At 65.6% G+C, this 19866-nt stretch carries 18 protein-coding genes, 1 tRNA gene, 3 pseudogenes and 1 riboswitch; of the genes and pseudogenes, 8 read left to right on the top strand and 14 right to left on the bottom strand.

Annotation, left to right across the window (positions count from 1 at the left end; translation table 11 throughout):
* Positions 1-13 precede the first annotated feature (13 nt).
* Positions 14-364, top strand: coding sequence for a RidA family protein (locus ACVWW3_RS34005; RefSeq protein WP_247338655.1), 351 nt, complete (start codon positions 14-16; stop codon positions 362-364).
* A gap of 70 nt (positions 365-434) precedes the next feature.
* Here the strand turns inward: ACVWW3_RS34005 and ACVWW3_RS34000 are convergent, their stop codons facing one another.
* The 8 genes and pseudogenes from ACVWW3_RS34000 to ACVWW3_RS33965 form a co-directional block, all read right to left on the bottom strand.
* A complete protein-coding gene (locus ACVWW3_RS34000) occupies positions 435-1277 on the bottom strand; it encodes an amidohydrolase family protein (protein WP_456651767.1) in 843 nt (280 codons plus the stop codon).
* A 3-nt stretch (positions 1278-1280) separates the two neighbouring features.
* Positions 1281-2259, bottom strand: a pseudogene (locus tag ACVWW3_RS33995) (aldo/keto reductase).
* A gap of 136 nt (positions 2260-2395) precedes the next feature.
* Positions 2396-3328, bottom strand: a complete 933-nt coding sequence (locus ACVWW3_RS33990; protein ID WP_354053111.1) for a sugar-binding protein — start codon at positions 3326-3328, stop codon at positions 2396-2398.
* 94 nt (positions 3329-3422) lie between these two features.
* Positions 3423-4505, bottom strand: coding sequence for an ABC transporter permease (locus tag ACVWW3_RS33985; protein WP_456651769.1), 1083 nt, complete (start codon positions 4503-4505; stop codon positions 3423-3425).
* Positions 4505-5263 (bottom strand): ATP-binding cassette domain-containing protein, encoded by a 759-nt coding sequence (locus ACVWW3_RS33980; RefSeq protein WP_456651770.1) that lies wholly within the window; start codon positions 5261-5263, stop codon positions 4505-4507. Before ACVWW3_RS33980 ends, ACVWW3_RS33985 begins: the two co-directional genes overlap by 1 nt.
* A gap of 12 nt (positions 5264-5275) precedes the next feature.
* Positions 5276-6599: pseudogene (gene xylA / locus ACVWW3_RS33975) on the bottom strand (xylose isomerase).
* Positions 6600-8054 (bottom strand): xylulokinase, encoded by a 1455-nt coding sequence (gene xylB, locus ACVWW3_RS33970; protein ID WP_456651772.1) that lies wholly within the window; start codon positions 8052-8054, stop codon positions 6600-6602. It abuts the pseudogene before it with no gap.
* Positions 8055-8134: 80 nt separating this feature from the next.
* Positions 8135-9194, bottom strand: a pseudogene (locus tag ACVWW3_RS33965) (LacI family DNA-binding transcriptional regulator).
* Positions 9195-9306: 112 nt separating this feature from the next.
* Here ACVWW3_RS33965 and ACVWW3_RS33960 point away from each other — a divergent pair.
* Entirely contained in the window at positions 9307-9834 is a 528-nt protein-coding gene (locus tag ACVWW3_RS33960) for a DUF1003 domain-containing protein (RefSeq protein WP_456651773.1), read from the top strand.
* A 1-nt stretch (position 9835) separates the two neighbouring features.
* On the opposite strand, the gene ACVWW3_RS33955 is transcribed toward ACVWW3_RS33960, so the two are convergent.
* Together ACVWW3_RS33955 and ACVWW3_RS33950 are read right to left on the bottom strand one after the other, a co-directional pair.
* The gene (locus tag ACVWW3_RS33955; protein ID WP_354103405.1) at positions 9836-10303 is read right to left on the bottom strand and encodes a GNAT family N-acetyltransferase; all 468 of its coding nucleotides are present in this window, start codon (positions 10301-10303) and stop codon (positions 9836-9838) included.
* 489 nt (positions 10304-10792) lie between these two features.
* A tRNA-Gly gene (locus ACVWW3_RS33950) sits at positions 10793-10866 on the bottom strand.
* A 176-nt stretch (positions 10867-11042) separates the two neighbouring features.
* Between ACVWW3_RS33950 and ACVWW3_RS33945 the strand changes: the two genes are divergently transcribed.
* The 5 genes from ACVWW3_RS33945 (at position 11043) to ACVWW3_RS33925 (ending at position 14044) form a co-directional block, all read left to right on the top strand.
* Positions 11043-11621 (top strand): methylated-DNA--[protein]-cysteine S-methyltransferase, encoded by a 579-nt coding sequence (locus tag ACVWW3_RS33945; protein ID WP_456651774.1) that lies wholly within the window; start codon positions 11043-11045, stop codon positions 11619-11621.
* A gap of 9 nt (positions 11622-11630) precedes the next feature.
* On the top strand, positions 11631-12470 hold the full coding sequence (locus ACVWW3_RS33940; RefSeq protein WP_456651775.1) for a helix-turn-helix transcriptional regulator: 840 nt from the start codon (positions 11631-11633) through the stop codon (positions 12468-12470).
* A gap of 56 nt (positions 12471-12526) precedes the next feature.
* On the top strand, positions 12527-12886 hold the full coding sequence (locus tag ACVWW3_RS33935) for a VOC family protein (protein ID WP_279667063.1): 360 nt from the start codon (positions 12527-12529) through the stop codon (positions 12884-12886).
* 135 nt (positions 12887-13021) lie between these two features.
* Positions 13022-13414 carry an SRPBCC family protein gene (locus ACVWW3_RS33930; RefSeq protein WP_456651776.1) on the top strand — a complete coding sequence of 131 codons (393 nt, stop codon included), beginning with the start codon at positions 13022-13024 and terminating at the stop codon, positions 13412-13414.
* A gap of 171 nt (positions 13415-13585) precedes the next feature.
* Entirely contained in the window at positions 13586-14044 is a 459-nt protein-coding gene (locus ACVWW3_RS33925; RefSeq protein ID WP_456651777.1) for a hypothetical protein, read from the top strand.
* On the opposite strand, the gene ACVWW3_RS33920 is transcribed toward ACVWW3_RS33925, so the two are convergent.
* From ACVWW3_RS33920 to ACVWW3_RS33905, 4 genes are all read right to left on the bottom strand, one after another.
* Entirely contained in the window at positions 14041-15486 is a 1446-nt protein-coding gene (locus tag ACVWW3_RS33920) for an MATE family efflux transporter (RefSeq protein ID WP_456651778.1), read from the bottom strand. The two genes, ACVWW3_RS33925 and ACVWW3_RS33920, sit on opposite strands and share 4 nt — an antisense overlap.
* 165 nt (positions 15487-15651) lie before the next feature.
* Complete coding sequence (locus ACVWW3_RS33915) at positions 15652-16704, bottom strand: hypothetical protein (RefSeq protein WP_456651779.1); 1053 nt, start codon at positions 16702-16704, stop codon at positions 15652-15654.
* Between the two features lie 104 nt (positions 16705-16808).
* Positions 16809-17222 (bottom strand): PAS domain-containing protein, encoded by a 414-nt coding sequence (locus ACVWW3_RS33910; protein ID WP_456651780.1) that lies wholly within the window; start codon positions 17220-17222, stop codon positions 16809-16811.
* A 28-nt stretch (positions 17223-17250) separates the two neighbouring features.
* Positions 17251-18396 carry a 2'-deoxycytidine 5'-triphosphate deaminase gene (locus ACVWW3_RS33905; RefSeq protein ID WP_456651781.1) on the bottom strand — a complete coding sequence of 382 codons (1146 nt, stop codon included), beginning with the start codon at positions 18394-18396 and terminating at the stop codon, positions 17251-17253.
* 72 nt (positions 18397-18468) lie between these two features.
* A riboswitch (SAM riboswitch) is annotated at positions 18469-18548 on the top strand.
* Positions 18549-18621: 73 nt separating this feature from the next.
* On the opposite strand from ACVWW3_RS33905, the gene ACVWW3_RS33900 reads away from it, so the two are divergent.
* Positions 18622-19818, top strand: coding sequence for an O-succinylhomoserine sulfhydrylase (locus ACVWW3_RS33900; RefSeq protein ID WP_247338689.1), 1197 nt, complete (start codon positions 18622-18624; stop codon positions 19816-19818).
* The last annotated feature ends 48 nt before the right edge of the window (positions 19819-19866 follow it).

Here is a 19866-nt window from a genome sequence, read left to right as displayed (position 1 = left end):
AGGAGATCCCCCAATGAGCATTCAGCGTCTTGAAGCCGGCCCGCGCATGAGCCAGGTCGTCGTGCACGGCAACACCGTCTATCTCGCCGGTGTCGTCGCCAACAACGCCGCCGGCGAAAGCGTGACCAAGCAGACCCAGGACATCCTGGCGACCATCGACAGCCATCTCGCCAAGGCCGGCACCGACAAATCGAAACTGCTCTCGGCCACGATCTACATCACCGACATGAAGACGTTCGGCGAGATGAACGCGGTGTGGGACGCCTGGGTCTCGCCCGGCAATACCCCGGCGCGCGCCACCGTCGAAGCCAAGCTCGCAGCGGCGCAATACACCGTCGAGATCATGGTCACCGCGGCGAAGTAAGCTTACGACAACATTTACGCGCGGCTGAAGCGCGATGAAATATCATCGCGCTTCAGAGCGACCGCTGCAATCACGCCAACCGATACGCAGCCTTCGCATTCACGCCGAACGCCTTGTCGCGCACATGCGCGCCGAGCCTCATCAGGCACGCCTCCAGCGCCCCCTTGATCTCGCCGTAGCTGCCCGCGAGCAGGCACACCGGCCAATCCGAGCCAAAAATCAGGCGATCCTCGCCAAAGCATTTCGCGGCGTGCGCGACGAACGGAAACAGCCGCTCCGCATCCCAATCGTTCCACACCGCTTCCGTCGCCAGCCCCGAGACCTTGCACCAGACATTGCCGCAGGCCCCAAGTGCTGCGATGCGATCGGACCATTCGTTGCTTCCACCGTCCGCGATCGGCGGCTTTGCGGCGTGGTCGAGCACGAAGCGCGCCTGCGGGAAGGCCTGTGCGGTTGCGATCGCCGCCGGCAGCTCGCGGATGCGGACGAGGAAATCGTAGGCGAGATCGCGTGCGAACAGCGCCGTGAGGCCACGCTGGACGTCCTCGCGCAGCAGCCAGTCCGGATCGGCCTCGTCATGCACCTGGTGGCGGATGCCGACCAGCTTGTCCCCGCCGGGCGAAGCGCGCAGCCGGTCGAGCGTTTCACCAAGTGCAGCATCGGTCAGATCAACCCAGCCGACGACGCCAACGACAAATGGGTTTTCATGCGCGATCCGCAAAAAATCCTCGGTCTCCTCCAGCGCGGAGCGGCATTGCACCACGATGCTGGCGTCGATGCCGTTCGCTTCCAACAACGGCGCGAGATCGGCCGGACCGAGGGCGCGGCGAATCGGCTTGAGCTCGGGCGCGTCCATCCAGGGATAGTCGGCGCGCGCCGGGTCCCAGAAATGCTGATGGCCGTCGATGATCATGCCTTACGCTCCGCCCGGCAATGGTGCGCGGACGTCGACGAGGTTTCGCGCACGCAGCTCCTGCCAGAACGCCGCCGGCACCGCCTTTTCCGACATCGCGATGTTGTTGGCAACTTCCGCGGCATTGCGGGCGCCCATCACGGCGACCGTCACGGCCGGCTGGGCCATGCAGAACTGCAGCGCGGCGGCTTTCAGCTCGGTGCCGTGCTTGCGGCAGAGCTCGTCGAGCGCGAGCGCACGGGCAACGAGTGCCGCATCGGCGTCCTGATAGTCGAACTTCGCGCTCGAGTGCGGATTGGCCAAAATGCCCGCTGTTGTAGATGCCGCCGAGCAGGATGCCGATGTTCTTGGCGGCGCAGACCGGCAACAGCGCATCCAGCCCGCCCTGATCGAGCAGCGTGTAGCGGCCGGCGAGCAGGAAGCAGTCGACCGGAACGGCCTCCGCAAACCGCACCAGCATTTCCGACTGGTTCATGCCGGCGCCGATTGCCTTGACCGTGCCGTCGGCGCGCAGGCGCTGGAGCGCGCGGAAGGCACCGGCCACGGCGTCGTCATAGTGATCGTCGGGATCATGCACCAGCAAGACGTCGACGCGGTCGAGCCCAAGACGCGCCAGACTCTCCTCCACCGATCGCATCACGCCGTCATAACTGAAATCGAACACCGGCCGCTCGCGCGACGTGCCCTTGTAATGCGCGTCCTCGGCGGCAGCGCCATCGGGCGCACGCAGCAGACGGCCGACCTTGGTGGAGATGGCGTAGGAGTCACGCGGCTGTTGCCGCAGGAATGCGCCAAGGCGTCGCTCCGCGAGGCCAAAGCCGTACAGCGGCGCGGTGTCGAAGAAGCGGATTCCGAGCGACCAGGCGCGGGCGATCGTCGCTTCCGCATCGGCATCGCTGACGGGGGTGAACAATCCGCCGAGCGGGGCGGAACCGAGGCCGAGTGACGTGACGTCGAGAGAGCCGAGCCGCGACCTTTTCATTCCCATTGCCTTCCAAGAGCCTGCTTTCGAAAGTCCCGCTTCCGAAAGTATCGGTTCCAACAGCCAAGATCATCTCTCCCGCTTGCGAAAACCGCAAGCGGGAGAGGCACGCAGGAGCGCGGGGCTGGGGCCGCTCCTATTTCAACATCTGCGCAACGTTGTCCTTGGTCACGAGATCGAGGCCGGTATAGACGATCTCCGGCACCTTCTCGCCTTTCTTGATGGCGAGCAGCGTATCCATCGCCTTCTCGCCCATCTCCAGGGGACGCTGACCAACCAGCGCATTGGCATAGCCATCGCGCAACAGCTCGAGCTGCATCTTCAGCGTATCGGCGACGACAAGCGTGAACTTGCCGGAATCGATATCCTTCTTGTACCTGGAGGCGAAGGCCTTGAAGCCTTCGGGGGCGAACATCGGCCAGCCGCCGATGGGAACGATCGCGGCGAGGTCGGGCGTTGCAGTGCGCATGTCAGTCATCTGCTGAACCGCCAGCGCGGGATCGTCGTTGCAGAACGTCGGAGAGCCCGCGACTTCGGTCCATTTCGAGCCCTTCAGCGCCTCGCGGACGCCGTCGACGCGTTCGGCGAGGTTCTTGGCGCCGGGACCACCCGAGACCATGGCGTATTTGCCGCCGTCGGGCCGCAGCTTCAACAGTTGCTTGCCGAGTGCGACGCCGAACTCCTTGTTGTTGGTGCCGATATAGGCGATCCGCTTGGAGCCAGGTGCATCGGCATCGAAGGTGATGACCGGGATGCCGGCCGCGGTCGCCGCCTCGATCGACTTCGACATGGCCGCGACATCGGCGACCGAGATCGCGAGGCCGTCGACCTTCTGAGTGACGAAGTCCTGAATGATCTGGGCCTGCGTCGCCGGCTCGTGCTCCACCGGCCCCTTGTAGATACACTCGATATTGCCGAGCTCCTTGGCACGCTTCAGGCAGCCGTCGCGCGCGAAGTCGAAGAACGGATTGTTCATCGCCTTGGGCACGATCACGAAACGGTAGTTCGCAGCAAACGCCGGCGTTGCCATCATCACGACGGCGATGCCGGCAAGAAGAAATTTCTTCATCGTCTCCTCCACCCTTCTCTGGCGCCCATCCTCTTAAGATCGTCCGGGAAGCGGACAGGCGGCATTTTCGTTGCCTTCCCGGAACGACGTCATTTCAGATCATCCGCGAGCGGATGCGGTCGACCAGCACGGCCAGGATGATGATCACGCCCACCAGCGTCTGCTGCCAGTAGGAGCTCACCTGGGCGAGCACGAGGCCGTTGCGGATCACCTCGAGCAGCACGCAGCCGACGATGGCCCCTAACGGACCGCCGATGCCGCCGGCGAGATTGGCACCGCCGATGACGGCCGCGGCGATCACGTTGAGCTCGTAGGATGTCGCCATGTTGGCCGGCGCCGACCCAAGCCAGCCGGAGATGATGATGCCCTGGAGGCCCGCGGCGAGCGCGCAGGTCACATAGACCTCGATCTTCACCCGCACGACCGGGATGCCGGTGAGTTCGGCCGCCTTCTCGTTGCCGCCGAGCGCGAACACGTGGCGGCCGAAGCCCGTGTGGTGCAGCACCACAGCCATCGCCAGCGCGAGGACCACGAGATAGATGAAAGGCACGGGCACGCCGAGCACGTCGCCCGAGGTGAGCGCATAGAAATAATCGGCATCCGGTCCACCAGGAAAGCTGCCGCGGCCGTTGGAGACGACATAGCCGAGCCCGCGCACGATCGAGAGCATGCCGAGCGTGGTGACGAAGGGCGACAGGCCGAGCACAGCGATACAGAAGCCGTTGACGAGGCCGGCGAGCAGCGCGACGCCGAGGCCGGCGAGGATCGAGAGCAGCAGGATCAGGCCGGGGACATTGGCCAGCACGGTCTTGCCGTCGGCCGCCATGTGGACGAACAGGGAGCCTGCGGCCGAGCCGGGTGACGACAGCTCGGTCATCACCATCGAGGTGATCATGGCGGAGAAGCACATCATCGAGCCGACCGACAGATCGATGCCGCCGGTGATGATCACGAAGGTGACGCCCAGGGTGGCGATGGCGATGAAGGAAAAGTTCTTCGCCACGTTCTGGATGTTGCCTTCGGTAAAGAAATACGGGCTGGCGAAATGCATGACCACCAGCAGCACCGCCAGCGCCAGCAGGACATAGCCGGTCTGGGAGGCAAAGATGCCGCGCTGCCACCATCTGATCCGGCCGACATTGGTGAAGCTGATCGGGGATTCCAAGGGCATGGCCATCACGCCGCCTCCTTCGCGCCGGTGATCAGGGCGGTGACTTCCTCAGGCGAGGTCTGGTGGATCGGCTTGTCGGCCCGTTTCTCGCCGCGGCGCATGACGACGACGCGATCGCACACCGCGAACACGTCGGGCATGCGGTGCGAGATCAGCATCACGGCAACGCCCTGCTCCTTCAACCGGTGGATCAGGCCGAGCACCTGCTCGACCTGGCGGACCGAGATCGCGGCCGTAGGCTCGTCCATCATCACCAGCCTGGCGTTGGAGAGCCGCGTCCGCGCGATCGCAACCGCCTGGCGCTGTCCGCCCGACATCTGCTTGACGAGATCGTCGGGGCGGGTTTCCGAGCGCAGCTCGCCGAACAGCTCCAGCGCACGCGCCGCCATCGCCTTGTGATCGAGCAACGCGAGCGGGCCGAAGCTGCGCTTCAGCTCGCGGCCGAGGAAGACGTTGGCGGCAGCCGTCAGATTGTCGGCGAGCGCAAGGTCCTGGTAGACGACCTCGATGCCGACGCCGCGGGCATCGACGGGCCGGTTGAAATGAACCGCGCTGCCGGCGAAGCGGATTTCGCCGTGGCTGGGGCGGAAATTGCCGGCGATGATCTTGACCAGCGTCGACTTGCCCGCACCGTTGTCGCCCATCAGGCCGACGACCTCGCCGGGGAGGACCTGCAGGTCGACGCTGTGAAGCGCGCGGATTGCGCCGAACTCCTTGCCGATGCCGGTCAGCTCGAGGACCGGTGTCGCTTCAGTATTTGTCATCAGCGGCCTTCCTCAGACGTAGCGGTTGACCAGGGATTCCAGATATTCCTGCCGGCCCGAGCGCGGCTGCGGGTCGAAGCCCGGGCCGAGCGCGCGGTCGGCAAGTTCGGCGAGCGAGCGCTGGCCGCCAAGAATGGCGCGGCCCTCGGGCCCGGCCCATCCCTCGTAGCGTTTCGCAAGCGGCGCAGTGAGGGCGCCGGCGTCGAGCATGTCCGCGGCGGCGAGGAGGGCGCGCGCGCAGGCATCCATCGAGCCGACATGGGCATGGATCAAATCATCGGGGTCGATCGACTGGCGGCGGATCTTGGCGTCGAAATTCAGGCCCCCCGAGGTGAAGCCGCCACGGTTCAGCACCTCGTGGAACACCAAAGCGAGCTCCGGCACGTTCATCGCGAACTGGTCAGTGTCCCAGCCGAGCAAATCGTCGCCACGGTTGATGTCGAGCGAGCCGAACACACCCAGCGCCTCGGCAAGCGCGACCTCGTGATGGAAGGAGTGACCGGCGAGGATCGCGTGGTTCTGCTCGATGTTGAGCTTGACGTCCTTCAGCAAATCGTAGCGCGCGAGGAAGCCGTAGCAGGTGGCGACGTCGAAATCATATTGATGCTTGGTCGGCTCCTTCGGCTTCGGCTCGATCAGGATCGGGCCCTTGAAGCCGATCTTGTGCTTGTGCTCGACGACGAGGGAAACGAAGCGGCCGAGTTGGTCGAGCTCACGCTTGAGGTCGGTGTTGAGCAGCGTCTCATAGCCCTCGCGCCCGCCCCACAGCACGTAGTTCTGGCCGCCGAGCCGGTGCGTCACCTCCAGCGCGGCGCGGACCTGGACCGGCGGCATAGCTGAAGATCTCAGGATCCGGATTGGTGGCCGCGCCCGCCATGTAGCGGCGATGCGTGAACAAATTGGCGGTGCCCCAGAGCAGGCGCACTTTGCTTGAGGCCATCTTCGCTTCGAACAGGTCGGCGATCGCATTGAGATTGGCGACGGACTCGCCGAGCGAAGCGCCTTCCGGCGCCGCATCGACGTCGTGGAAGGTGAAAAAGGGCACATCGAGCAGGCGAAACAGCTCGAAAGCGACGTCGGCCTTGGCGCGCGCCTGCGCCATCGCATCGGTGCCCTGGTGCCAGGGCCGCAGGAACGTCTCGCCGCCAAAGGGATCGCCGCCCGGCCAGCACAACGAGTGCCAGTAGCAGACCGCAAAGCGCAGATGGTCCTCCATCCTGCGGCCATGGACGAGGCGGTCCTTGTCGTACCAGCGGAAGGCGGACGTGTTTCCCGCATCCTTGCCGGCGAAGGCGACAGGCGCGCTTGCATCGAAGAATTTCACTGACGCGTTCACTCAGGCACACTCCTTCAACGCAGGATAAAGCTCGCGCCAGCGGCGATAGGCCTCGTCATAGGCTGCACTGACGGATGCGCGAGGCGTAAAGCTCGCAAGCCGCCGCGGACGGGTGCAAACCGCAGCAGCGTCTTCGCCGGTGGCGGCGAGCCGGCCGAGCCTGGAGGCGCCGAGCGCCGCGCCGACCTCGCCTTCCTCAACGCGGTGGACGGGAATGCCGAGCACATCGGCGCAGATATGCGCCCACAGCGGCGAGCGCGAGCCGCCGCCGACGAGATCGACCTCGGAAAGCGGCCCGCTCGCCGCGCTCAGCGCCGCCAGATTGTCGCGCGCGGCGAAGGCGACTCCTTCGAGCACGGCCTGAACGATCTGGGAGCGGCCGGTCGCACCGCGCAGGCCGACGAAGGCGCCGCTGACGGCGGCATCGTTGTGCGGCGTGCGCTCGCCGTCGAGATAAGGCAGGAATTTGACCGGGCTCGGTCCATCGACGCGCTCGCCGAGCGGCGCCAGCAGCGCAGGCGCAGGCGTCTCCATCACGCCCGCGAGCCAAGCCAGCGATGCCGCAGCCGACAGCATCACGCCCATCTGATGCCAGCGGCCGGGCAGCGCATGACAGAACGCATGCACCGCCGAGGCCGGCGCCGGCGCGAACCGATCGGTTACGCGGAACACCACACCTGAGGTTCCCAGAGACAGGAACGCATCGCCCGGTGCGATTGCGCCGAGCCCGATCGCGCTCGCGGCGTTGTCGCCGGCTCCTCCGGCCACCACGACATCCCGAGCCATGCCCCAGCGTTGCGCGTAGTCCGGCGCGAGCACCGCGCTGACATCGCTGCCTTCGACGAGGCGCGGCATATGGTGCAGATCGAGCCCCGTGGCATGCAGCAGCAGGGCCGACCAGCGGCGCAGACCGACGTCGAGCCACAGCGTGCCAGCCGCGTCCGACATGTCCTCGACCATCTCGCCGGTCAGGCGATAGCGCACATAGGCCTTCGGCAGCAGCACCTTTGCGATCCGCGCGAAGATTTTCGGCTCGTGCCTGGCGACCCAGAGCAGCTTCGGCGCGGTGAAGCCGGGCATGGCCAGATTGCCTGATATCGTGTGCAGCGACGGGCAGCGACGCTCCAGCGCGACGCATTCGGCGTGCGAGCGGCCATCGTTCCAGAGGATCGCGGGACGCAGCGGCCGTCCATCCTCATCCAGCAGCGTCGCGCCGTGCATCTGGCCGGATAGCCCGATGCCGCGCACCTGCGCGACCTCACGCGGATGGCGGGCGGCAAGATCGTCGACTGCGCCGACCGCCGCATCGACCCAGGCATCGGGATCCTGCTCGGACCACAGCGGCGCGGGATGCGACAGCGCCAGCTCGCGCGCCGACGTCGCGAGGACCGCGCCGGCTTCGCTCACGAGCACCGCTTTCACACCGGATGTGCCGATGTCGATTCCGAGATCCACGCCATCCTCCCTGTCGCCTGTTGCGGTGCGCGAACTCAGAGTCGCCTTGCCACAACGGGTCGTTTTGGATCCACTTGCCGCTAAGGCAGATTGTCCCGCATCACGATGTCGATCCTGATCTTCTCCTGTTCGCGCAAGATCGGCTCACCACGGGCGAGCGCAAGCAGCACGCGCACGGCGGCGCGCGCTTCGTGTCCGGGATTTTGCGAGATCGCGGCATCCATCACGCCTTGCAGCAGCAGCCGGCGCGTCAGCGCGGTGACGTCGTGTCCGACGAATACCACCTGCCTGTCGCGACCGGCATCGCTCAGCGCCTTCTCGCTCAACGCGTTGGCCACGCCCTGCGTGCCGGCGCCGACGTTATAAAGGCCGACAATGTCAGCATGCCTGCCCAACAGTCGCGCCAAGACCTGTTCCGAACGCGCGTCCTCGTCGCGCCCTTCCAATACCGGCAGCACGCTGAGCCCGGGGAATTCCGACGCCATCACCTGGATGAAGCCAAAAATGCGCTCGGCATGGTCGCGCAGGCCCCTGCGATCCCGCGATGATCGCGACCTTGCCCGACCTTTGTCCGACCAGCCGCCCGACCAGCGCGCCGGCGGTGCGCCCCGCGGCGATGTTGTCGATGCCGATATAATGGTGGCGGCGCGACGACGGCACGTCCGAGACCAGCGTCACGACCTTGGTCCCGGCATCAACGAGATCGTCGATCGCGGCGCGGACGCCGGGATGATCCAGCGCCACCACGGCGATGCCATCATAATCGTCCGAGAGCCCTTCCAGCGAAGCAGCTAGCACCGACGGATCGAACACGTCGGTTGCGACCATCTCGACGCTCAGCCGCCGGGATGAGAGCCAGGCCGACATCTCGCCGAGATAGGCCTCGATCTGCTGCATGAACGGGTTCGGTCCCGACGGAATCACGAAGGCGAAACGGCGGGCGCGGCCGCGGGCGAGCTCGGCCGCGGCGACATGCGGCTGAAAGGCGTTGCGCTCAATCGCTTCCTTGACGCGCCGGACCGTATCCGGCCGCACACCCGGACGATTGTGCAGAACGCGGTCGACCGTCGCGAGGCTGACGCCCGCCTGGCGGGCGATGTCCTTCAGCGTCAGCGCGGTCGTGGTGAGTGTCTCGGCCATGGCTGAAGGCTAGCAGAGGTTTTTTGAGGTACGCAACTCATTTTGAGGGGCAGCAGGCATTTTTCAGTCGCTGTTGCTAGGAACGGCCTCTTCGGTCGGCCGTTGCCGCCGCGTGCATAACGACATCACCCATGATCCCGGCGAGGGATTGAGCCCGACGCTCGAGCGCAACATCCAGGCGTTGGTCGAGCGCCGCCTCCGGGAGCGGCGCGCGGCCAGGGGGCAGGAAAAGCTTGCCGACGCCATCACGGCCTTCACCGGCAGCATGATTTTCGTCTACCTGCATCTCGCGGTGTTCGGCTTCTGGATCATCGCCAATCTGCATTGGCTGCCGGGGATCCCGGCCTGGGACGAGAGCTTCGTGATGCTGGCAATGATTGCTTCGGTCGAGGCGATCTTCCTGTCGACATTCGTGCTGATCTCGCAGAACCGCATGAGCGCAGCAGCGGACAAGCGCGCCGATCTCGATCTCCAGATCAGCCTGCTCGCCGAGCACGAGTTGACCAAGGTCGCCCGCCTCCTCACGCAAATCGCCGAGCGGCTCGATGTCCAGCCCGACTCGAAGCGCGATCTGGAGGAGGCAAGCCGGGACATCGCCCCCGAGCGCGTGCTCGACAGGATCGAGGAGACACGCTCCTGAGCTATCGGCCCGCCGACAGATCCAGGGTCAGGAACAGGCTGTTGGGATCCTCGACATAGCCCTGGAACGGGCCGCAGAGGACAAAGCCATGCGCCCGGTAGAGCGCGAGCGCCGGCTTGAAATAGTCCCACGAGCCGGTCTCGAGGCTGAGCCGCGCCATGCCGCGCGCGCGGGCTTTCGTGATGATGTGGCGAAGCATCTCACCGCCAAAGCCGCGCCGGCGCGTGGTCTGGAGCGTGTGCATCGACTTCACCTCGCCATGCTCGGCCGAGAGCGTCTTCAGCGCACCGACGGCGGCCAGCGTCTCGCCGTCCCAGCCGGTCCAGAACGCGACGTCGGACGCGCGGAGCCCGAAGAGATCGAGCGCATGGGCGCTGCCCGGCGCGGTCTGCGCCCGCGCGGCGGTGACGTGATGATCGAGCAGCGCGATGACGCGCGGATCAAAGGTGTCGCCGGTGCGGATCTGCATTGTCAGGTTCACTCCAGGATTTCATATCGCATCAGCACTTACATCTTCCCGTAGGAAGCGCCGCGGCGCGTGATGATGACGTAGCGATGTGCACGGCGATCGCGCCCTCCAGCATCAGGAGCTGCTGGGTGAAGGCATTGCGGCCCCACGGGCTGTACGGCACCCGCGTGCCGGCCGGCAGGTCGATGGCTGGCTGACGCCGGAGCGCGCCGCGAGTTCATTCAGCGTCATGCCGGCCTGCGTCCGAAGCGTCTTCAAGCGACGACCGATCGCGCGATCGCGCTTTTGCTGGTCCATTTTTTGTGGGTCCTGGCTTTCATCCGAACATGCCCCGGCGCGGTGACCGCAAGCCACCAGGCGAGAGAAGCTTAGCCGAGAGAGCAGCGGGTGCCGGTCACGATGGGCTAATATATTGGAAACTCACGCACTGCGCGATGTGCGCTTGCGCCTGTCAGGTCGATCGGAAGGAAAATCTCAATCGGAGAAGCCTGGAGCGGGCGAAGGGAATCGAACCCTCGTATGCAGCTTGGGAAGCTGCCGTTCTACCATTGAACTACGCCCGCGGACGCGCGGTAACCGACGCCCGCTCTGATTAGCCGAGACGGCGCTTCCCGCCAAGCGCTTTGGCGCGCCCGGCCGGACGCTTGTTAACGTCTCGGTAAGATTTTGGGTGCGCCGGATTGTGGCGGTGTTATGATCTCGGGTCTGGGGAGAGACGTGCACTGAGTGGGGCGTGTGCATGGTGGGGCGTGGCTACGCGATATTCGACACGACCATAGGGCGCTGCGCCATCATCTGGAGCAGCACCGGCGTGGTCGCTGTGCAATTGCCGGAGGCGCGGGAGATCGACACCCGCCGCCGGATTTTCCAAGTCCATCCCGAGGCGCGCGAACAGCGGCCGTCCGCGAACGCCGAGCTTGCGATCGAGGGCATCGTGGGCTTGCTGCAAGGCAACGATCCTGATTTTTCCGAGGTCAGCCTGGATGCGGGCGGCGTGCCCGACTTCAACCGGCGCGTCTACGAGTTCGCCTGCACGATTCCGCGCGGGGAGACGCGCACCTATCACGAGATCGCCAAGGCGCTGGGCGTCTCCGGCGCCGCGCATTCGGTGGCGCAGGCGATCGCGAAAAATCCCTACATGCTGATCGTGCCCTGCCACCGGGTGCTGGAGGCGGGCAATTACACCGACCGGCTCTCGCCCTATGGCGGGGTGATCTCCAAGCGGCGGCTGCTGTCGCTCGAGGGCGCTCATCCGGTCGCCAGCAAGACGCTATTCGAGGTGCTGCTGCCCGTTGCCCCGCCCCGTGCGCCCACCTAGATAGGCGGCATGGATGCGACCACGCTGCTGACGACGCCCTCGATGACGGTCTCCGAGTTTCGCTGCGATGCGGGACCGGACGACGCGTCGTTTGCGGAGTGCCGCACCGGCCATTCCATCGCCTATGTCCGCGCGGGCAGCTTCGGCTGCCACTGCCGCGCCGGCTTCTTCGAGCTGGTGGCGGGCTCGATGCTGGTCGGCGCACCTGGCGAGGAATACACCTGCACCCATGAGCATGTCGCCGGCGACGTCTGCCTGTCCTTTTTCCTGGGCGAGGATCTGGTTGACGCCCTCGGGGGACGTCGCGACATCTGGCAGGTCGGCGCGACGCCGCCGCTGCCCGAGCTGATGGTGCTGGGCGAGCTCGCCCAGACGGCGGCAGATGGCAACAGCGATCTCGGTCTCGACGAGGTCGGTCAAATCCTCGCCGGCCGCTTCATTGACGTCGTCTCGGGCAAGGCGCGCAAGCCGACAACGCCCACTGCGCGCGATCGCCGCCGCGCCGTGGAAGCCGCGCTGTGGATCGACGCCAACTCGCATGCCGAGGTCGACCTCGAACAGGCCGCGCGGCAGGCAGGCCTCAGCCCGTTCCATTTCCTGCGGGTGTTTTCGAGCGTGCTCGGCGTCACCCCCCATCAATATCTGGTGCGCTCACGGCTGCGGCATGCGGCGCGGCTGCTCACTGACGATGACATCGCGGTCACCGACATCGCCTACGACGTCGGCTTCGGCGACCTCTCCAACTTCGTCCGCACCTTCCACCGCGCCGCCGGCGTGTCGCCGACCAAGTTCCGTCAGGCTTCGAGGGGGAAGCGCAAGATTCTCCAAGAGCCGCTCGCCCTCAACTGACTAGGTTCGTCTCCGGCGCGCGCCAGTTGCGGCGCGCTTTGGAAATGGAGACGACCATGTACGATCACATCGGGTTGCGCGTTGCCGACCTCGACGCCGCCACGCGCTTCTACACCGCGGTGCTGGCGCCGCTCGGCTACGTCCTGTGCTCGAGCGGCGACGGCTACGCCGGCTTCGGGCCGAAGGGCGAGCCGGCGTTGTGGCTGCACCTGAACAAGGGACGGAAAGCCGATGGCGCGCATATCGCGTTTCGCGCCGGGAATCATGACGCGGTCAAGGCGTTCCACGGCGAAGGCCTGAAGAGCGGCGGCCGCGACAATGGCGGTGCCGGCCCGCGCAAGGATTACAGCCCGACTTACTACGCGGCATTTTTGATCGATCCCGATGGCAACAATGTCGAGGCGGTCTGCACGTGAGTTCTCTTCGTCATTGCGAGGGCTCTTGCGACGAAGCAATCCAGACCGTAGCCGCGGAAGCATTTCTGGATTGCTTCGCTGCGCTCGCGATGACGGAGTCCACGGCCAACACCTAACATAATCAAGGACACTCTCATGGCCTCCATCCACAATGACATTCCCCTCCCCGCCTCGGCGCACCACGTCTGGGACGCGGTGCGCGATTTCGGCGCGCTGCATCAGCGGCTGGCGCCGGGCTTCGTCACCGCCTGCACGATCGACGGCGATGCGCGCGTCGTCACCTTTGCCAATGGCTCGGTGGCGCGCGAAGTGCTGGTCGATTGCGACGATGCGCGGCAACGGCTGGTCTACGCGATCAACAGCGAGCGGCTGAAGCATTACAGCGCCTCGGTGCAGGTGATCGCCGAGGGCGATGCGAGATGCCGCCTGGTCTGGATCATCGACATGCTGCCGAACGAGCTTGCAGCTTACGTACAGGGCCAAACCGGGGATGCCGTGATCGCCATCCACAAAGCGTTTCCGGCTTAGTTTACTTATTTGAGCATGATCCTTTCGGAAAACCGCTGCACACTTTTCCGGATCATGCCCGCAGCTGCGTGATCTTTTTCACAGACCCAGCCCTCGTCCGCCGTAACCATGGCGGCGTGCGTCCGGTTGGCTCCGCTCTCCCGGCGGCGCCACGCACGCGAGGAGCAGGCCATGAGAGGTGCGGACAAGGTGATCTGCCAGGCGGCCGCCGTGCTGCTGACGTTTTCGATTTCGAGCGCACCGGCAAAGGCGCAATTCCTCGGCGGCGGAGGTGCCGGCGGCGAGGACATGATGACCCAGATGGCGCCGATGCTGGAGATGATGAAGGCGAAGATGGGCAAGCGCCGCTTCGCCATGATGATGCAGACCATGGGCCCGATGATGAGCCGCATGATGGAGAATGGCGGCGGCGGATTTAGCGGCCTCAACGCCGGTAATCTCGGCGGCGGTTTCGGTGCGCCCAATTACGGCGGCACCATGCCAACCGGAATGGGCGGCATTGGCGGCGGCGATATCATGGGCATGCTCGGTGGCGCCGGCGGCGGCGACATGATGGCGATGATCCCGCAACTGATGCGGCTCGCCAATGTCGGCGGCGGTGGCGGCCATCGCCGCCACCGACATCGCTAGTCCGCCGCGGCCGAAAGAGCGCGCCTGATCGCATCCTTGCTCTCGCGCGGTCCCCAGCGGGTCAGCACCACGCTGGAGCACGAGAGCAGGCCGAGCACGACCATCGAGCTGGCGGCCAGCCAGAAGAAGTTCTGCGCAGTGGCATCGTGCGTCGACAGCCACCAGCCGACCGCCGCGATGTAGATCAGCCGCGCGGTCTGCGCCAGCACCGGGCCGATCACCTTCGCAGCCCCCTGCGACGAGAAATACATCGTCGAGGCGAGGCCAATGAACGCGTAGAACGGCGCCACCGTCGACAAATATTGATGGCTGGTGGCGCGCACGATCTCGCTGTCCGTGAAGATATTGACCCAGAGATCAGGGAAGAGCGCGACCAGGCACGCAGGTGCGCCGACGGCGACGAAGGCGCTCGCGCCCGCGATCCAGGCGATGCGCCGGGCGCGGGCGATGCGGCCGGCGCCGACCGCCATGCCGATCATCGGCACCGAGGCGATGCCGAACGCGAACGCGATCGAGGTCAGCAAAAATTCCAGCCGCGCACCGATGCCGTAGCCGGCGAGGATCGCGGTGCCGAATTTCGCCAGCATGTGGGTGAAGATCGAGATCGTCAGCACCGATTGCAGCGGCGAGAAGCAGGCAATGGCGCCGACTTTGAGGATGTCGAAAAACATCGCCCACTGGATGCGCAGGCCGCGCAGCTTCGGCGTAACGCGGGCGCGGCCGGAAAACAGGTACCAGCCCATCACGCAGATGTTCATGGAATAGGCGATCAGCGCGCCGGCCGCGACGCCACGCATGCCGAGCTGTGGCACGGGGCCGAGGCCGAGGCCGAGCGCGCCGCCGAGCAATATCTGCCAGACCGCGGAATTGAGGATCAACAGCGACGGCAGCTTCATGTTGCCGGTGCCGCGCAGGACGCCCGCCATGGTGTTGAGCAGCCAGGGCAGCACGGCGCCCCCGAAAAACACCTGGGTGTAGGCAATCGCATGTGTCAGCACATCGCCGCGGCCGCCGAGCATTTCCAGAAGGCGCGGCCCGAAGATCAGCATGCCCAGCATGAAGACGAGGCCGAAGCTGATGCCGATCAGCAGCGCATGCGCGGCGAGCGTGCCGGCGCGCTCGCGATCGCCGGCGCCGAGCGCACGCGCGATGGCGGAGGCCACCGCGCCGCCCATCGCGCCGCCCGACATTGTCATGGTCAGGATCACGGTCGGAAACACCAGCGCCATCGCGGCAAGCGCTTCCACACCGAGACGTCCGATATAGGAGGTCTCCGCAATCACGGTGCAGGTGCCGGCGGAGAGCGCGACCACGTTGGGCCAGGCCAGCCCGAGCAGCGTGCGCAGAATCGGGCCGTCCAACAGCGCGCTCTTCACGGGGCGTGGAGGCGGCGGCAGCGGACGCTCTTGTTCATCGACCGGGATTTCGGCGATGTCGGACATGTCCTCTCCGGGGCACGAGCGCCATTTGCGGCGCCGCAATGAGTAGGTGTGTCAATAAATTTATTCGCGCACAGGGCGCAACGAGGGGCTTGTTAGCACACCACGCAGCGATTCCTCCTGCGTCAGATGCAGGCGTGCCCTGCGGCGTCGCGTTTCAAAGTGGAATTACCCGATGCGCCAGAGCAACGGCGGGCGGCCGCCTGCGGGCGCGCGCAGGTGAACGCCGATGTGCCGCCCGCATCCTGCAGCGAGGCCCTCGAACAATCCCTCCAGCACCTTGGCGCAGGCGGGGTGACAGTCGGCGACGTCGTCCATCAACTTCCAGCTCTGCTGACGGATTTCGAAGGTGCCTTCGGATGGCGTTACCTCGGCCGCATCGCCCTGCGCGGCAAACAGCGCGTTGAGGAACGTCGCGAATTCGCTCGCCCCGCCACGGCCCATCGACAGCGCCGCAGCGACCTCATCGAAATATTGCATCCCTATCAGCTTACCCGTGAGATGCAGGAGATAGCCGGCATCCTCCGGACCGAACAGCTGCACCATCACGGGCGCGGCGGTGCGCACATATTCCATCGCATAGTTGCGGTAGGCTTTTTCGAGCCGCGGCTTTGGCCAACTCGCGACAGGAAGAGCCGGCGCGGACTTCGCATCGAACAATGGCGCTTCGAGATGCCGCGCGAACACGAGGCGCTGGTCGAGCTCGAGCGGTTGGTCGTATTGATGGTAATAGCCTTCGAGCCCATCCTGGCCATCGACGCTCTGCTTGGTGCAGACGAAGCCCAGGCGGAGATCACCGAGCGCGACACCGTTGTTGGCGTGCCAGCCGCGCAGCATCGCGCGCGAAACTTCGCCCGGCACGCCGCAGATCGCGGTGCCCTTCCAGATCCAGCGCGGCGGCGGATAGCGGATCCAGGCTTTGGTGTCGCTCTCATGCATGTATTCGACATGCACGCCGCCGATCCAGTTCGAGAGGTAGTGATATTGCGCAGCGGCGACGGCCGGCGGCAGATGGCCCAGCCCGAGCTTTTCCAGCCCCGGCAGGAAGCGCTCCTGCTGCTGGCGGCGGAACACGCGGAAGACGAACTCCGCCGCATCCGCCGTGCCGCGCCGCGTGACGACGGTGAGGATCAGGCCGGTGAAGTAGGCGTGATAGAGATCGGCAACCGCGCGCCAGCGTTTCCATTGAGCTTCCTGCGCGGGGTCTGATGCGGCGGACATGTTCGCTCCCGATCGTTATTTTGATCGAGTGTGTCACTGCATTGGGTGACGGACAACCTGAACCGCACGCAGGGCGCCCTGCGTGCCGGCCCGCCAATTCCGCATCACGAATTGTGCGTGGCTTTGGCGGCGCGCTCGCGCTCGACGCGCTCGGTTACGTCGCGCGCCATGGCGACCGATCCCTGCACCGCGCCGCCGGCGTCCCGCACCAGCGCGAATGTCATCTCGATGTAGAGCTTGCGGCCGCTCTTGTGCAGCGCGCGGGTCAGTGTCGGCTTGCCCGCGAGCTTCATTGCGCCGCTGGCAAACGCGGCCTCGAAGCCCTTCCAGTGCGCGGCGCGCAGATGTTCGGGAATGATGAGGTCGAGATTCTGGCCCAGCGCTTCGTCGGCGGCGAAGCCGAACAGCGCGGTCGATGCACGATTCCAGCGCGTGATCGTGCCCGACGGATCGGAATAGATCAGCGCGTCGGCGACGTCGTTGACAATATGTGCGTCCAGTTGGGATGAATTGGTCATGTCAACACCTTGTGGCCCCGGATGATCACTACACCCGAAAGTGCTTGCTCAGCTTCAGGCCCTGTGCCTGGTAGTTCGAGCCGATGCGCTGACCGTACATGGCGTCGGGGCGGGCCAGCATCTTCTCGTAGACGAGCCGGCCGACGATCTGGCCGTGCTCGAGAATGAAAGGCACTTCGCGCGAGCGGACCTCGAGCACGGCGCGCGATCCCAGCCCGCCCGCACCGGCATAGCCGAAGCCGGGATCGAAAAATCCGGCGTAATGCACGCGGAACTCGCCGACGAGCGGATCGAACGGCACCATCTCTGCGGCGTAATCGGGCGGCACCTGCACGGCCTCTTTCGACGCGAGGATGTAGAACTCGCCGGGATCGAGGATCAAATTGCCGTCGGGACGCGCCGCGATCGGCTCCCAGAAATCGTCAACCGCGTAGCCGGCGCGGCGATCGACGTCGATGACGCCGGTGTGGCGCTTGGCGCGGTAGCCGACGAAGCCGCCGCTCTTTTCGCCGGAGAGATCGACAGACACCGCGACGCCGCCGGTGAGATCGGCATCGTCGACGTCGACGAGACGCTCGGTCGCGTGCAGCGCCTCGAGCTCGTCGATGTTGAGGATGGCATCGCCGGTGCGGAAGCGTACTTGCGACAAGCGCGAGCCCTCGCTGACCAGCACCGGGAACGTCTTCGGGCTGATCTCGGCATAGAGCGGGCCGTGATAGCCGGCGCCGATCATGTCGAAGCGGCGGGTGCCGTCGGCGATCACGCGGGTGAAAACGTCGAGCCGGCCGGTCGAGCTCTTCGGGTTGGCGGCCGCGACGATTTCCGGCGGCAGCGCGAGGCTTTCGAGCAGCGGCACAATGTAGACGCAGTTTGTCTCCAGCACCGCGCCGTCGGCAAGGCTGAACTCGTGCAGCTTCAACTCGTCGATGCGCTCGGCGACGGTGGCGCCGGGACCGGGCAGGAAGCTGGCGCGAACGCGATAGGCGATGTCGCCGAGGCGAAGGTCGAGGCTTGCCGGCTGGATCTGGCTTTCGACGAAGTCGTATGCGGGCAGGATGAGACCGCCCTCCGCCATTGCCGCGATCATGCGGTCGGGCAGGATACCATTGGCGTCGGCGGCAACCGTGAACGTCAACCGAGGGTCCTCATCAGGGGGGCAAATGCATCCCGACATGCGGGAAATACTAGCGTTTTACGGCTATCCGATGGACGTCTTGACGGAAAGGGCATTGCGGAATATGAGCATGACTTATCCCGTGGTGATTTGAGCCGGCCGGCTTGCAGCCACGTTAAATAAGTCGCTAAACAGGCCGGGGACCTCTGTGATCCCGGCCCGTGGAAGTATTCCAGGCCGGTTTTTTTTTGTGACCATTTTCGATGGTCACGCAGAGGAGGTCCTATGTCGAAGTCCCCGGCGCCAACCGCACAATACCGTCCCGAAACCCGTCTGGTCCATTCCGGTACCCTGCGCTCGCAATATGGCGAGACGTCGGAGTCACTGTTCCTGACCCAGGGCTACGTCTACAACAGCGCCGAGGAGTGCGAGGCGCGGTTCAAGGGCGAGGACCCCGGCTTCATCTATTCACGCTACTCCAATCCGACCATCCAGATGTTCGAGCGGCGCATGATCGAGCTCGAAGGCGCCGAAGCGGCGCGGTCGGCCGCGACCGGCATGGCCGCGGTGACGACCGCGATCCTGGCGCCGCTCAAGGCCGGCGATCACGTGGTGGCCTCGCGCGCGCTGTTCGGCTCGTGTCTCTACGTCGTGCAGGATTTGCTGCCGCGCTATGGCATCGAGACGACGCTGGTCGATGGGCTCGATCTCGACCAGTGGCAGCGCGCGGTGAAGCCGAACACCAAGACGTTCTTCCTGGAGAGCCCGACCAATCCGACGCTCGACGTGCTCGACATTCCCGGGATTGCCGAGATCGCGCACAAGGGCGGCGCGCGGCTCGTCGTCGACAACGTGTTCGCCACGCCGATCTGGCAGAGCCCGCTCGCGCTCGGCGCCGACGTCGTGGTCTATTCCGCGACCAAGCACATCGACGGCCAGGGCCGCTGTCTCGGCGGCATCATCCTGTCCTCGGAAGCGTTCATCGCCGAGCACATCCACAATTTCATGCGCCAGACCGGGCCGTCGATCTCGCCGTTCAACGCCTGGGTCCTGCTCAAGGGCTTGGAGACGCTGGGCGTGCGCGTGCGCGCGCAGACCGAGACGGCGGCGCGCATCGCGGACGTGCTGGCGAGCCATCCGAAGATTTCGCGGCTGGTGTTTCCCGGCCGCGCCGATCATCCGCAGGCGGCGCTGGTGAAGAAGCAGATGCGCGGCGGCTCGACGCTGGTCGGCTTCGAGGTCAAGGGCGGCAAGCAGGGTGCGTTCCGCGTGCTCAACGAGCTCAAGCTGGCGAAGATCTCGAACAATCTCGGCGACGCCAAGAGCCTCGTCACGCATCCCGCCACGACGACGCATCAGCGCCTGAAGCCGGAGGATCGTGCCGCCCTGGGCATCAGCGAGGGTTTTATCCGCTTCTCGGCGGGGCTCGAGCATCCGGATGATCTGATCGAAGATCTGACCGCAGCGCTGGAGAAGGCGTGAGGTGCTGGTCGTCCCGGCCCCCGTGCGCAATTGCGCACTAGGCCGGGA

This window comes from Bradyrhizobium sp. LM2.9 (assembly GCF_054056555.1).
The sequence above is the reverse complement of the archived record's forward strand: the minus strand, read 5'-3'. Positions and strand labels throughout refer to the sequence as shown.

Coding starts and splice junctions, on each gene's coding strand:
- ACVWW3_RS34005 (WP_247338655.1), top strand. CDS start 14: ATGAGCATTCAGCGTCTTGAAGCCGGCCCGCGCATGAGCCAGGTCGTC.
- ACVWW3_RS34000 (WP_456651767.1), bottom strand. CDS start 1,277: ATGATCATCGACGGCCATCAGCATTTCTGGGACCCGGCGCGCGCCGAC.
- ACVWW3_RS33990 (WP_354053111.1), bottom strand. CDS start 3,328: ATGAAGAAATTTCTTCTTGCCGGCATCGCCGTCGTGATGATGGCAACG.
- ACVWW3_RS33985 (WP_456651769.1), bottom strand. CDS start 4,505: ATGGCCATGCCCTTGGAATCCCCGATCAGCTTCACCAATGTCGGCCGG.
- ACVWW3_RS33980 (WP_456651770.1), bottom strand. CDS start 5,263: ATGACAAATACTGAAGCGACACCGGTCCTCGAGCTGACCGGCATCGGC.
- ACVWW3_RS33955 (WP_354103405.1), bottom strand. CDS start 10,303: ATGCAGATCCGCACCGGCGACACCTTTGATCCGCGCGTCATCGCGCTG.
- ACVWW3_RS33945 (WP_456651774.1), top strand. CDS start 11,043: ATGGTGGGGCGTGGCTACGCGATATTCGACACGACCATAGGGCGCTGC.
- ACVWW3_RS33940 (WP_456651775.1), top strand. CDS start 11,631: ATGGATGCGACCACGCTGCTGACGACGCCCTCGATGACGGTCTCCGAG.
- ACVWW3_RS33935 (WP_279667063.1), top strand. CDS start 12,527: ATGTACGATCACATCGGGTTGCGCGTTGCCGACCTCGACGCCGCCACG.
- ACVWW3_RS33930 (WP_456651776.1), top strand. CDS start 13,022: ATGGCCTCCATCCACAATGACATTCCCCTCCCCGCCTCGGCGCACCAC.
- ACVWW3_RS33925 (WP_456651777.1), top strand. CDS start 13,586: ATGAGAGGTGCGGACAAGGTGATCTGCCAGGCGGCCGCCGTGCTGCTG.
- ACVWW3_RS33920 (WP_456651778.1), bottom strand. CDS start 15,486: ATGTCCGACATCGCCGAAATCCCGGTCGATGAACAAGAGCGTCCGCTG.
- ACVWW3_RS33915 (WP_456651779.1), bottom strand. CDS start 16,704: ATGTCCGCCGCATCAGACCCCGCGCAGGAAGCTCAATGGAAACGCTGG.
- ACVWW3_RS33910 (WP_456651780.1), bottom strand. CDS start 17,222: ATGACCAATTCATCCCAACTGGACGCACATATTGTCAACGACGTCGCC.
- ACVWW3_RS33905 (WP_456651781.1), bottom strand. CDS start 18,396: ATGTCGGGATGCATTTGCCCCCCTGATGAGGACCCTCGGTTGACGTTC.
- ACVWW3_RS33900 (WP_247338689.1), top strand. CDS start 18,622: ATGTCGAAGTCCCCGGCGCCAACCGCACAATACCGTCCCGAAACCCGT.